Below are 12,837 nucleotides of genomic sequence, written 5' to 3' on the forward strand. Positions count from 1 at the left end.
CTCATGGCCCAGACAACCAGGACGGCGGCCGCCGTGGCCGCCGTCGCGATCGCACTGTCCCTCGCCGCCTGCTCAGGTAGTGAGGAGCCGCCCGCGGAGGACAGCCTGACGCCCGTGACGGTCGGCGTCATCCCGATCACGGACACCGCAGCCCTCTGGCTCGGCGACCAGGAGGGGTTCTTCGAGGAGGAGGGGATCGACCTCACCATCGAGACCACGGACGGCGGCGCCACCTCGATGGCGGGCGTCGTGTCCGGCGACTACGACTTCGCGTTCTCCAACATGGTGTCGCTCATGGTGGCCCAGGACCAGGGGCTCCCCGTGCGGTACGTGACCAACGGGACCTCGGTCGAGGGCACCGAGGAGGGCTTCGGCGCCGTGGTGGTGCCCGAGGACTCGGACATCGAGCAGCCCGCCGACCTGGTGGGGCGGACCGTGTCGGTGAACAACCTGTCCAACATCACCGGCGCCACCGCGAGCTATGCGGTGGAGCAGGACGGCGGCGACCCGAACGGGATCGACTACGTCGAGCTGCCGTTCCCCGACATGCCGGCAGCGCTCGCGAGCGGCAACATCGACGCCGCGATGATCGTCGAGCCGTTCCTCACCGCGGTCCGCGACGAGGGCGCACGCGTCGTGGCGTGGAACTATCAGGCGATCCCCGACATGGACATCGCCGGGTACTTCGCCACGACCGAGACCATCGAGTCGGACCCCGAGCTCGTGGAGCGGTTCACGCGGGCGATGAACAGGTCGCTCGAACGCGCGGGCGAGGACCCGGAGGCGGTGCGCGCGGTGGTCGGCACGTACACCGAGATCAGCGAGGACGCCCGGGCCAGGATGAACCTTCCGGTCTTCCGCACGGAGTTCAACGTGGCGGCTGCCGAGGAGCTCGGCGAGGCGCTTGTGCGGTACGGGATAGTCGAAAATGCGCCCGATGTGGCCGCGATCCTGCCTCAGTAGGCCCCGCTGGGCCTCATCCGGCCCAATCGGACAAAAGTAAGGAAACCTGCGTTAAAACTAATACGGGAATTCCACACGGTGGGACTACGTAGCGAACCCTCGCCAACCACACGGGGTTGTTTCGGCGCAAAACCTTCCTACCCGTAACAACCTGCTGCGGTATCACGTACCTCGTCCGGCCGGTGGGGCAGCATGGCAGGTCGGAAGCGGTACCGCAGCAAAAGTCGTGGGCTCAGGTTGATGCGGGTGAAACACTCGGCGGTCATACTTGCGAGCACCGTGAACGAATCCGGGAGGCTCGACGATGACCGCGCTGCCGCAGCAAGTCGTTTTTCCGCTCTCCCTCGGTGACCGCACCGTGGCGCCCAGCGTCGCGTCCGCGCTCAGCCGAGTGGTGGGTGACGAACCTGGATGTGTGGACCAGACAGCACGGATGCTCGACGAAGAGCATCTGCTCGGGACGGCGATGATGCCGGACCCGCTGCCTGCCGCACGTGCAGTCCGAGAGGCCGTAGGCCCACTCGGTCTCGACGACGACGCACGCCGCGTGCTGCTCGTCGCCTCTGTCGCCGTCGTAGACCGCACCGACGTGCTGCTCGCAGCGTCGGGCATCGACATCGACACACTCATGGCCGGCCCCGCCGGCCGGCACCTCCATCTCGTGGGTGGCCGGTTCCGGTTCCACCACCCGCGCATCCGCTCGATAGTGCACGAGGACGCCGACCTCGCGACCCGCACCGCCGCCCACGTCGCACTCTCCGCCGTGCACCGCAAGGCCGACGAACCACTCATCGCCATCTGGCACACCTCGCTCAGCACGCTCGCGGGTGACCCCCTGCTCGCGGACGGCCTCGTCGAGCTTGCCGAGCAGCACCTCGCACGCGGCGACGTCCACCGCGCGCACGAGGTGGCGCGCGAGGCCGCCAGCCACGGCACCGACCGCGTCCGGGCCCGCGCCTTCGCGGTGGCCGGCCGGGCGGCGCTGTGGGCGGGGCACGTGCACGACGCCGTCGTGCACCTGCGCCGGGCCACCCATACCTCCGACAACGGCTCACCCCCCGGTGGCGCCACGGGCGGCGCACCCGGCGCCGCCCGGGCGCTCAGCATCGCGCTCGCCCTCCTGGACGGCCGCCCCGACGCGGTGGTCCCCGAGGACGCCTGCGGACCCGACCGCGCGGCACTCACCGCCGCACGCAAGACACTCCGCCTGCTCGACGGCGCTCCCGGGGACGCCGTGACGATCCTGTCCGAGGTCGCGGAGCTGGCCCCCGCGCGCCCGCGCCCCGCGGGCTCGTGGTTCGACGGGCCCGACGAGGCCATGACCCCGCTCGCGGAGGCGCACCTGCGGGTGGCGCAGGCGTACCTGGCGCTGCGCCTGGGCGAGATCACCGAGGCGGCGTCGGTGCTCGACGACGCCATCGAACGCCTGCCGGTGGCCCTCGCGTTCGGCGGGCTCGGGATCGCGCTCGCGCGCCGCCTCGACCTGGTCCGGGAGGGGCACCTCAGCCGGCAGACCGCCGTGCTCGAGGCGTCGATCTCCGGACAGGTGGCGCCGGTGGTGCGGGCGGCGACGCTCGGCGACCGGGCCCAGACCGCCGTGTTCGCCGGTCGCTGGGTCGAGGCCGCGACCCTGCTCGGGCTCGCCGCCGAGCGTGGGGGCGACGACCTGCGCCGCCTCTGGCTGCCCACCCCCGACCCGGTGGAGCTGCTGGTGCTCGCCGGTCAGGACCGCGCGGCTCGCCGTGCGCACGAGCGCCTGCGGCTCCGCGTGCTGCCGTCGGTCGGTTCGGATCCGGGGGGCGGCTACACGGGCGGGCCGTCCAGCTCGGCGTTGGCCGGCTCGGGCACAGGTACCGGGTTCGCCGGCGGACCGGTCCGACGCCGTCGGCTCGACCTCGCCCGCGCCGAGCTCGCCCTGGCCGACGCCTCCGGCGTCAACCGGGCGCGTGAACGCGCGGTCGAGGCCTCGCTCCGCGTGGGCTCCACGTTCGAGCGCGGGCTCACGGAGCTGGTCGCGGCGCGCGCCTTCGCGCGCCTCGGCCTGCCCGGCGAGGCGGCGGCGCACCTGCTCGGCGCGCACGAGCTGTTCGAAGAGTCGGGCGCGAAGGCCTGGGAGCACATCGCCGAGCAGGCGCTGACGGCACCGGGGTTCCTGCCCGGAGCCGAGGGCCGGGTCCCGGCCCGCTCGGCGGGCGGGGTCGGGGGCGGCGGCTCGGTCGGCTCGGTCCGCGATCTCGGCCGGGTCCCGAACGGCGCGGCAGGCGACACCACCAACCGGGTCTCCGACCTCGCGGCCCGGGCACGTCGCGACACGGCCGGGTCCGCTGCGGCCGAGCTAGCGAGCGGGCCGCACGCGCCGGGCTCGTCCGGCGCCGGCGCCGAGGAGGAACCGTGCGGGCAGTGGAGCGGCCTGCTCACCGAGCGGGAGCTCGACGTCGCGCGGCTCGTGGTGCAGGGCCGGACGAACCGGCAGGTGGCCGCGAACCTCTACGTGTCGGTCCGCACCGTGGAGGTGCACCTGGGGCGGGTCTTCCGCAAGCTCGGGGTGCGCTCCCGCACGGAGCTGGCGGTGCTGGCGCTGAGGGGCTGAGCCGCTGGCCGGCGCCGGTCCGGCGCCGGCCTCACGCCTCCAGCAGGATGGTCACCGGACCGTCGTTGACAAGCTCGACCTGCATGTCGGCGCCGAACCGCCCCGTCTCGACCGTCAGGCCGCGCTCCCGCAGCGCGGCCACGACGGCGTCGACGAGCGGTTCGGCGACCGGCCCGGGCGCCGCCTGGTTCCACGTGGGGCGGCGCCCCTTGCGAGCGTCGCCGTAGAGCGTGAACTGGCTGACGACGAGTACCGGAGCGCCGACGTCGGCCACGGACTTCTCGTCGTGCAGGATCCGCAGGTCGGCGATCTTGCGGGCGATCGTCTCGACCTGGGCGGCGCCGTCGTCGTGCGTCACGCCGACCAGCGCCAGGATCCCCGGCTTGTCGATGGCGCCGACCACCTCGCCGTCGACGACCACCGATGCGCGGGTGACCCGCTGGAGCACCGCCCTCATCGGCGGCTCTCGTACGGGTCGGCGAAGACCGCCCGGACCTCCCCGACCGGTCGCCCGCCACCGAGCACCGGCACACGGCCCAGCCCGTCGAGCCCGCCCGGGTAGACGCCCGGCAGGCTTGCGGCACCCGCCGCACGCAGGGCGGCGGCGAGGATCGCCGGGCGCGACCGGGCGGAGCCGTCGAGCACCTTGAAGGCCAGGGCCGAGCCGTCGGGCAGCCCAGCGGCGTAGACGCCCTCGGCACCGTCCTTCGCAACCAGGCCCGGCACGGCCTGCATGGCGAGCGTGACGTCCCGGCCCGTCCCACCCATCATGTCGGGGTGCGCAGAGATGGCGCGGCCGACGCGCGCCTCGTGCGAGCGGAGGTCGACGGTGGGCGCGGCGCCCAGGGTCGAGAACGCGCGCGCCAGACCCAGCAGGGTGGTGGAGAGCAGGGGCGCACCGCAGCCGTCGACGGTGGTGTGCATGACAAGCTCGGCGTCGCCGGTCATCTCGAGGATGGTGCCGCGGATGGCCCGCTGGAGCGGGTGCTCGGGCGACAGGTAGGTCTCGATGTCCCAGCCCTGCGTGAGGCAGGTGGCGAGCATCGCCGCGTGCTTGCCCGAGCAGTTCTGCGCGAGCGACGCCGGACCCGGCCCGCCGTCGTGCGGCGCCATGTGCCACTCCAGCGCGGCCGGCGGGTACAGCGGCAGGTCAGGGGTGTTCTGCAGCGCGTCGATGCCCAGGCCCACGGAGGCGAGGATCTGCAGCACACCCTCCAGGTGGATGAGCTCGCCGTTGTGGCTCGCGGCCGCGAGCGCGAGCAGGCGGTCCGGCAGCTCCAGGCCCGCGCGGAGCATCGCGACGAGCTGCAGCGGCTTGAGCGACGAGCGCGGCCAGATCGGCGTGGTCGGGTTGCCCGCCTGGACCACCGGGCGGCCGGACGGGTCGAGCACCACCAGGTGTCCCAGGTGCACCGACTCCACCATGTCGCCGCGGATCACCTCGGCCAGCGGCGCGGCGCCGTCGAGCGCACTGCCCGACGAACCGGTCGCCCGGGCCATCGGGGAGGACATGCGGCCGGTCACCATCCGCTCTGGGGACCGCGCGGCTTGTTGCCGGTGCCGTACGGCTGCAGGCGGGGCCGGACGCTCACCCAGTAGATGATCGCGGGCGCCACGGCGATGATGTTGAGGAAGGAGCCGAACATGAACCCGCCCTGCAGCCAGCCCTGCGGCAGCCCGAGGAAACCGAGGGCGGCGGCCAGGCCCAGGATCGCCAGCCAGGCGACCTTCGACAGGCGTCCCTCCGCCCGGAAGCCCTTGTCCGGCCGGCGGACGGCGTCGACGAACGCGACGACCTGGACGACAAAGACCACGAGCGCGAGCGCGGCCATCACGAACCACTGCAAGAATCCCACGGCGCGAGCCTACGGCACGGACCGGGCGTTCCTCTGCGCGGGACCGGGACAGCTCACAGCTCGGGGAGGGCGTCGCGGGCCTCGCCCGGGGAGGCGCCCGCGGCCTCCAGCGCGTCGACGACGGGCGACCGCAGGAGCATGACCAGCGACTGCACCTGCCAGTCGCCCTCGCCCACGGTCCGCGGGTCCGCCTGGGCGGCCACGCCGGTCAGCGCCTCGCGTCCGCGAGCGCCGTCGCCCCCGGAGGCGACGTCGGAGGCGAGCTGCCGCACACCCGTCGCGAAGCCCTCGATCAGGCCGGCCACGGGCTGGACGTCGTGCTCCCCTTCGAGCACCGGGACCACGCGGCGGGCCAGGACCCGTACGGAACGCATCGCGCGGTCGACCAGCACCGCCTGCTCCTCCAGCCGGGCGAGCTCGCCGCGGTGTATCCGCCCCACGGAGATCCGTGCCAGCTCGCGGGCGTCTCGGGCGGCCTCCTGCCACTCGGCGAGCACCGGTTCGGAGGCCCGGCCGAGCACGAGGGCGGCGCGGACGTCGTCCAGGTCGCGTGAGCGCATGCCGCGGGCGAGCGTCTCCAGGGTCTCGGCGAGCTCGGTCACTGCCCGCTCGGCAAGCGCGCGCGGGCGGCGCCGGGTGTCACCCGGGGTGAGCAGCGCGACGAGCAGAGCGATCGCACCGCCGATCAGCGCGTCCGTCCACCGGCCGAGCGGCCCGCCGGAGACCGAGGGCAGGCCCACCACGATGATCGCCTGCACACCCGCCTGCGTGACCAGGAGCGCACCCCGGTCGATGAACCGCGCGGCGATCGCGGAGAAGAACAGCACGAGGCTGAGCTGCCACCAGCCCGACCCGATCAGGTGCACGACCAGGTCGCCCATGGCGACGCCGACGGCCACGCCCACGGCCATCTCGGACACCCGGCGGACGTCCCGCTGCGCGGTGAAGCCGAGCAGCACCCACGCCGCGACGGGCGCGAAGAAGGGCTGCTCGTGCCCCAGCACGTACCGCGCCACCAGGTATGCGACCCCGGCGGCGAGCGATGCCTGCGCGATCGGGATGAGGCTCGCCCTTGCGCGGGTCCAGCCCTGCCGCAGCCGGGTGCGCAGCATGAGGGTGCGCATCGCCTTGCGCCACATCTCGTCGGCTGGCCCCGGCAAGGAGTTCACGAGGGCATCCTCGCATCCCCCGCCCCCGGGGTCAGATCAGGCTGGTCGGGCCGCGGAGGCCTCGGGTCAGCGGGCCGTGCGACTCCGGGCGATCGACGGACATACCGTCGCCCGGGACGACGATCTCCTGCGCCGCCGACACCTCGATGCCCTGGCCCGAGATCTCGCCGGACACCATGAGCTCGGCGTCCTCGGGCACGTTGCGCTTGAGCACGGCCAGGCCGATCGGCCCCAGCTCGTGGTGGCGGGCCATGGAGGTGAGCGTCCCGACGACCTTGCCTTCCCCGCCGTCCGGCGTCGGGAGGCGCACCTCCGCGCCCGCCTCCGGGAGCAGGTGCTGCGACCCGTCGAGGTGCAGCAGGACGAGCCGGCGCGGCGGCCGGCCGAGGTTGTGCACGCGCGCGACCGTCTCCTGGCCGCGGTAGCAGCCCTTGTTGATGTGGACGGCGGTGCGCAGCCAGTCCAGCTCGTGCGGGATGGTGCGCTCGTCGACCTCACGCGCGTAGCGGGGGCGCCAGGCCTCGACCCGGAGGGCCTCCGTGGCCCAGGTCCCGGCGAGCGGCCAGCCGGCGGCCTCGCGGGCGGCGACCTCGGCCTCCAGGTCGGCGCGGGGCACGAGCACCAGCCGCCACGGCCGGGCCGCGCCGGGGTGCTCGGACTCGGGCGGCCCGTAGCGCGTTCCACCGGCTGCGACGTTCGGCCAGGCGTCGTGCCAGGTCACCGGTTCGCCCTCGGCACCCTCAGCAGCGACGGGCTCGCCGATCGCGGCCCACTCGTCCGTGGCGTCCGTGACCTCGACGCGGAGCGTGAACTTCATGCGGTCCAGCCAGCCGGCCAGGCCGGGGGCCGACGCGCGCTCGGTGATCAGCCACGTGGACTCGCCATCGTCGACCACGCCTGCCGCGTGCTCGATGTGGCCCTGCGGCGAGAGGACGAGCAGCTCCGTGCTGGTGCGCGGGGCCAGGCCGTCGAGCTGCTGCGAGGTGATCGAGTGCAGCCAGCTCAGCCGGTCCGGCCCGGCGACCCGCACCACACCGAGGTGCGACTGGTCGACCACCGCCCCGCCGCGCGACAGCGCGCGCTGCTCGGCCGTCGGGTCGCCGTAGTGCCAGGCGATGCCGGCGTCGGGCCGGCGGCGGCAACCGCGCCGTGCCGGCTGAACAGGGGGCTCTCGTAGTCCATGCTCACCTCAGGTGCAGCGTCGTGGACGGGCGAGGCATTCCCTCACCCGGGATCTCACTGCCGGTGCAGAATTACTGCAGGTCCGTCAATCACTTCCGGTCCAGCTCCGCCGAAGCGTACGAGCGCAGCGGCTCGCCGAACGCGGCGAGCTCCTCCACCCACAGCAGGCGGCCCTGCACCAGGCCGTACAGCCGCTTCGACGCACGCACCTCGGACGCCGTCGACGTGCGCGCTATCGCGTCCGACGCCAGGTCGATCCGCCCGTTGCCGGCGGCGCCGATGTAGACCGTGACCCGCCCGGAGGCGTCGGACACGAGTACCTCAAGAGCGTGCTTGTCGTCCTCGAGCCCCTCGGGACGGTCCGTGGAGACGCGCCAGTAGCCGGTCTCGGTGGACCAGACGGTTCCGGCCGTGGCGACGTCGGGCGCCTCGACGGCGTCCGGGAGCGGGGCCTCGACCGGGTCCGGCACGGGGCCGGCCACTCGCCGTCGTCGGGCAGCTTGTCCGGGACGGCGGCGTCGAGCACCCGCAGCGTGGACTCGAACCGCAGGTACGGGCCGCCGTCGTGGTCGAAGACCAGGTCCTGGACGAACGTCTTCCTGCCGATGCCGGGGTACTCGATCACACCCTCGCCGCGCCACCGGCCGACCAGCCAGGCCAGCGGGTAGACCTCGGGTGAGAGGCCGTCAGGGAAGGTGAACGTCATCAGCGCTGGCCGGTGTACAGCTTGTAGACGACGTAGCCGGCGAACCAGGTGACCGCTATGGCGACGGCGACGATGAGGCCGGTGAAGATGAGCTCAAGGGCATGGATCGACATGCCGCCGATCTTAACCGTCGACGGCCTAGAGTCGGCGGCATGCGCCAGCTCGTGATCAAGACCACTGCAGGCCTGGACCGGCCCGAGGCCACCAACCAGGCGTTCACCGTCGCCGCCGCCGCGGTGGCGTCCGGGGCGGAGGTGAGTCTCTGGCTCACCGGGGAGTCGGCATGGTTCGCCCTGCCCGGCCGGGGCGCCGACCTCACGCTCGACCACGCGACGCCGCTGCCCGACCTGCTGGAGGTTGTCCTGGCCGCCGGGACCGTCACGCTCTGCACCCAGTGCGCCGCGCGCCGCGACATCACCGAGGCCGACGTGATCCCGGGCGTCCGCATAGCGGGATCGGCGCTGTTCACCGAGGAGATCCTGCGGGACGGCGCCCAGGCGATCGTCTACTGAACCCGGGCGCCGCGTCGCTCAGGCGCTCAGGCGCGGACCAGGCCCGTCCGGCGCAGCAGCAGGTACATCTCGCACCCGAGGCACAGTCCGATGACGGCGTTCAGCGCCGCGGCGACGAACGCCACCGCCGCCGCGATCGGCACGGCCGGGAGCACCCCGAACAGGCCGAGGATCACGCCCACCGCGGTGACAAAGAGGCCGACGCCCTGCGCGAAACGCGGCGGACGCCGGTCCTCGAGCTCCGCCGGCGGGCTCAGCCGCGGCCGGACGAACTTCTTGAACAGCAGACCCTGCCAGGAGCCCTCGGCGCCGCGCACCGTGCCAAGCAAGAAGCTCAGCATGATGAAGGCAAGCAGCCACAGCCCCGCGGTGCTCGCACCGAGCAGTACGACGGCGGCCAGCAGCACCGCCGTGATGCTCGCGCCGACGCGCGGTCCACGCGGGTCGATCCCCTTGTTCTCCGTCATGACTGACCCTCCACGTCCGCTTCGGCCACCACAGTGGGGACCCGGTTCAGAGCTTGCCGTGCCTGGGTGTCGGAGACGACGCCGCTCATGCGAGCGACCTCGCGCCCGCCGCCGTCGACCACGAGGACCGTGGGGGTGCGGAGCACACCCAGGGTGCGCACGAGGTCAAGATGGTCGTCCACGAGCACCTCGCGGTGCCCGACGCCGGAGCCGGAACCCGTGAGGCCGCCCAGCACCCGGGACGTCGACCGGCACGCGGCGCACACCTCGGCAGAGAACTGCACGAAGGTCACGCGGTCGGCGAGTGCGATGCCCGACGAAGCCCAGTCGATCCCGGCGGGCGTCTCCCGGGGCGCGTGCACAGCACCTTGACGTGCTGACCACCACACCCCGAGCGCGGCCGTGCCCAGTACGAGCACGACCAGTGCTATCACCTGTCCCAGCATTTAGCCCACGATGCCGTGAGTTGCTCGTCCAGACAAGTGTTCGGTTGTGGTGTCTCAGAGTATGACCATCCGGCCGACGACGAACACGAGGATGCCGCACACCGCCACGGGCAGCGCGCTCGCCGAGAGCCCGGCCAGCCGCGCGCCGCGGGACGGCAACCGCTCCAGCAGCAGGTGCAGCGCCCCCACGACGACACCCGCGACGAGCCCGCACCAGAGACCGCTCACGGTGTCGATGTTCGGCAGCAGCGTCCCGGCCCCGCCGCCCACCCCGACGGCGGCGATCGCGGAGATCCCCAGCGCGACCCAGCCGCGCACCGGCAGGGCGGACACGGCCGCGGCGACCGCCAGCGCGACCGCGCTGGTCACCACGAGCGCGGCCCCGGCGTCGGACCGGCCGGCGGCTATCCAGCCGGACGCGGCGACGGCCGCGACGACGCCGGCCACGGTGCCCGACACCGACTCGGTCAGCTGGGGCCGCCCGTCCCGGCGCAGCATCTGCGCGATGAAGGCGAGCACCACCGCGCCCGCCAGCACCGTCGGCAGGTGGCGCAGCACCGGCTCGCCCTGCGTGAAGTAGGTGACGGCCGCGCCGCCGACGCCGCAGAGCGCCACGACCACCCGCGTGCTCCCCGGCGCGGGCAGCCGCAGCAGCGACGGCCAGCCCAGCGCGACGAGAACCACCAGGACCACTACCGCCGCCACGAGGGACAACGGCTGGGGCTGGACGAAGGACGCAGCGGCGACGACGGCTGCGAGCACAGCGGTCAGCACGGCGCGGGTGGATACGGACACGCCCCCGAGTTTCCCAGAGACAGGCCTGGTTCCTTCAATCGCAGCACCGCACGGGCCAGATCCCCGCTAGATCCCGGCCATATCCCGCGCCAGAACGAGACGAGCGCCACTCGCTTCATGTGAGCGTCACGGGTGCTGACCAGCATGGTGGTGCCTAAGAAAAGGGCGTGTAACATGCTCGCAACAAGCAACAGGGCAGACTTCCGCAAAGCCAGTTGGACGCGACGGGACGTCTCGCTACCGCGAGACCCGAGCCAGGGACGGTTGCAAGACGCCGGTTCCGAGAGGAGGTGCGTCAATGGCAGAGCTGTTGATCCTCACACCCGCCACCGGCGGGTCGGCCGATGTACTGCCTGCACTGGGGCTCCTGTCCCACCGGGTGCGGGTGCTCCCTATGGAGCCATCGGCGCTGGTCGACGCCCCGGATGCGGACGTAGTCCTGCTCGATGCTCGCCGCGACCTGGTCGCGGCCCGCACCACCTGCCGGCTGCTGCACGCCACCGGCCTTACCGTGCCCCTCGTGCTGATCCTCACCGAGGGCGGCCTCACCGTCGTGACCCACGAGTGGGGTGCTGACGACCTGCTGCTGGAGACCGCCTCCCCCGCCGAGGTCGAGGCCCGCCTACGCCTCGTGATCGAGCGTTCGGCGCGCGGCCCGGCCGAGGAGTCGCAGCAGGAGATCTCCGCGGGCGAGCTCGCGATCGACGCCGGCGGGTACACCGCCCGGCTCCGCGGCCGCCCCATCGACCTGACCTACAAGGAGTTCGAGCTCCTCAAGTACCTGGTCCAGCACCCGGGCCGCGTCTTCACCCGCGCCCAGCTGCTGCAGGAGGTCTGGGGCTACGACTACTACGGGGGCACACGCACCGTGGACGTCCACGTGCGGCGCCTGCGCGCCAAGCTCGGCCCGGAGCACGAGCAGCTCATCGGCACCGTGCGCAACGTCGGCTACCGGTTCGACCCGCCCAAGGAGCAGCGTCCGACCGAGGAGGTTCCCGCGGCGGTCGTCGCCGCGCCCGCGATCAGCTCGGTGAGCGCTCCGGCCGAGATCTCCGCGGCGAGCGTCGCTCCGGCGCCGGACGACGCCAAGCCCGCCGACGACCCCAGCGCGGGGACCGGCGAGAAGAGCGTCGCGCAAACGGGGCACTGAGCGCCGCGCAGACCAACCGGCGAGCGCGTAGGTTCTTACCCGTGACCGCACTCTCGGCCAAACCGGCCGTCCGCACGGCAGCCACCAGCGACTACACCTGTGCCCTCGTCGAGGGGCCGTGGCAGCACGAGTTCGTCTCGTCGGGCGGTTCGCGGTTCCACGTCGCGGTTGCCGGCCCCGACCACCGTTCCGCGCCGCTGGTGCTGCTGCTGCACGGCTACCCCGAGTTCTGGTGGGCCTGGCGGGCACAGATCCCCGCGCTGGCCGACGCCGGGTACCGCGTCGCGGCGATGGACGTGCGCGGGGTCGGCGGTTCGGACAAGCCGCCGTCAGGTTATGCGGTGCCGGCACGGGCGTCGGACGTGGCGGGCGTGGTCCGTTCCCTCGGACGCGAGACCGCCGTGGTGGTAGGGCACGGCACGGGCGGCACGCTCGCCTGGGCCGTGGCCGCCCTGTATCCCGGCGCGACGACGGCGGTTGCCGCGCTGTCCAGCCCGCACCCGGCCCGGACCCGCCTGAGCAGCCGCGCGGCCTTCACGACGGCGGCCCTGCGCGAGCTCGCTTACCTGCAGGTCCCGACGCTGCCCGAACGGGCACTCCTCCGGGGCGACCTGGTGGAACGCACCCTCGCGCTGGGCGCGGCCAGCCCGCTGCCCGCCGACGTGGTGGAGCTGTACAAGACCGTCATGCGCATCCCGTTCGCCGCGCACTCGGCCGCTGAGGCGCTGCGCTGGGCGGTGCGGTCCACCCCCCGGATGGACGGGCGGCGGTTCGGCACGGCGCTGCGCCACCCGCTCGGCGTCCCTGCCCTGCAGGTGCACGGCGGCCGCGACGGGATCGTGCGGCCCGATCGCGCCGACCTGGATGCGATGTACCTCGCACCGGACCTGCGCTACGAGCTGATCCCCGGCGCCGGCCACTACCTGCCCGAGGAAGCCCCGGACGAGGTCAATCGTCTACTGCTGAACTGGCTCGCCCGCGTCGCACCCGCGCCGCGGTAG

General features: G+C 73.2%; 12 protein-coding genes and 3 pseudogenes. 5 read left to right on the forward strand and 10 right to left on the reverse strand.

Going from position 1 to position 12,837, the window contains the following annotated elements; genetic code table 11:
* The first annotated feature begins 3 nt into the window (after window positions 1–3).
* Both AB1046_RS14530 and AB1046_RS14535 read left to right on the forward strand, forming a co-directional pair.
* Window positions 4–963 (forward strand): ABC transporter substrate-binding protein, encoded by a 960-nt coding sequence (locus AB1046_RS14530; protein WP_369370019.1) that lies wholly within the window; start codon window positions 4–6, stop codon window positions 961–963.
* 304 nt (window positions 964–1,267) lie between these two features.
* The gene (locus AB1046_RS14535) at window positions 1,268–3,553 is read left to right on the forward strand and encodes a LuxR C-terminal-related transcriptional regulator (RefSeq protein WP_369370020.1); all 2,286 of its coding nucleotides are present in this window, start codon (window positions 1,268–1,270) and stop codon (window positions 3,551–3,553) included.
* A gap of 31 nt (window positions 3,554–3,584) precedes the next feature.
* Here the strand turns inward: AB1046_RS14535 and dtd are convergent, their stop codons facing one another.
* The 7 genes and pseudogenes from dtd to AB1046_RS14570 all read right to left on the reverse strand — a co-directional run.
* Entirely contained in the window at window positions 3,585–4,010 is a 426-nt protein-coding gene (gene dtd / locus AB1046_RS14540) for a D-aminoacyl-tRNA deacylase (RefSeq protein WP_369370021.1), read from the reverse strand.
* Complete coding sequence (locus AB1046_RS14545) at window positions 4,007–5,065, reverse strand: asparaginase (protein WP_369370022.1); 1,059 nt, start codon at window positions 5,063–5,065, stop codon at window positions 4,007–4,009. Before AB1046_RS14545 ends, dtd begins: the two co-directional genes overlap by 4 nt.
* Window positions 5,066–5,073: 8 nt before the next feature.
* Entirely contained in the window at window positions 5,074–5,409 is a 336-nt protein-coding gene (locus tag AB1046_RS14550; protein WP_369370023.1) for a DUF2516 family protein, read from the reverse strand.
* 53 nt (window positions 5,410–5,462) lie between these two features.
* Window positions 5,463–6,578, reverse strand: a complete 1,116-nt coding sequence (locus AB1046_RS14555) for an FUSC family protein (RefSeq protein ID WP_369370024.1) — start codon at window positions 6,576–6,578, stop codon at window positions 5,463–5,465.
* Between the two features lie 31 nt (window positions 6,579–6,609).
* Window positions 6,610–7,760, reverse strand: a pseudogene (locus tag AB1046_RS14560) (folate-binding protein YgfZ).
* An 89-nt stretch (window positions 7,761–7,849) separates the two neighbouring features.
* Window positions 7,850–8,242 (reverse strand): FABP family protein, encoded by a 393-nt coding sequence (locus tag AB1046_RS14565; RefSeq protein WP_369370025.1) that lies wholly within the window; start codon window positions 8,240–8,242, stop codon window positions 7,850–7,852.
* Window positions 8,243–8,331: 89 nt separating this feature from the next.
* Window positions 8,332–8,466 (reverse strand): annotated as a pseudogene (locus AB1046_RS14570) (heme-binding beta-barrel domain-containing protein); the annotation flags it as partial.
* Between the two features lie 152 nt (window positions 8,467–8,618).
* On the opposite strand from AB1046_RS14570, the gene AB1046_RS14575 reads away from it, so the two are divergent.
* Window positions 8,619–8,978, forward strand: a complete 360-nt coding sequence (locus AB1046_RS14575; RefSeq protein WP_369370026.1) for a DsrE family protein — start codon at window positions 8,619–8,621, stop codon at window positions 8,976–8,978.
* Between the two features lie 26 nt (window positions 8,979–9,004).
* Here AB1046_RS14575 and AB1046_RS14580 read toward each other — a convergent pair whose 3' ends face one another.
* From AB1046_RS14580 to AB1046_RS14590, 3 genes are all read right to left on the reverse strand, one after another.
* A complete protein-coding gene (locus tag AB1046_RS14580) occupies window positions 9,005–9,445 on the reverse strand; it encodes a DUF4395 domain-containing protein (protein ID WP_369370027.1) in 441 nt (146 codons plus the stop codon).
* Window positions 9,442–9,879 (reverse strand): TlpA family protein disulfide reductase, encoded by a 438-nt coding sequence (locus AB1046_RS14585; protein ID WP_369370028.1) that lies wholly within the window; start codon window positions 9,877–9,879, stop codon window positions 9,442–9,444. Before AB1046_RS14585 ends, AB1046_RS14580 begins: the two co-directional genes overlap by 4 nt.
* A 66-nt stretch (window positions 9,880–9,945) precedes the next feature.
* Complete coding sequence (locus AB1046_RS14590; RefSeq protein ID WP_369370029.1) at window positions 9,946–10,686, reverse strand: hypothetical protein; 741 nt, start codon at window positions 10,684–10,686, stop codon at window positions 9,946–9,948.
* Window positions 10,687–10,984: 298 nt separating this feature from the next.
* Between AB1046_RS14590 and AB1046_RS14595 the strand changes: the two are divergent.
* Window positions 10,985–11,665 (forward strand): annotated as a pseudogene (locus AB1046_RS14595) (winged-helix domain-containing protein); the annotation flags it as partial.
* A gap of 212 nt (window positions 11,666–11,877) precedes the next feature.
* Window positions 11,878–12,837 (forward strand): alpha/beta fold hydrolase, encoded by a 960-nt coding sequence (locus AB1046_RS14600; RefSeq protein ID WP_369370031.1) that lies wholly within the window; start codon window positions 11,878–11,880, stop codon window positions 12,835–12,837.

Source organism: Promicromonospora sp. Populi, assembly GCF_041081105.1.
Taxonomy (GTDB): domain Bacteria; phylum Actinomycetota; class Actinomycetes; order Actinomycetales; family Cellulomonadaceae; genus Promicromonospora.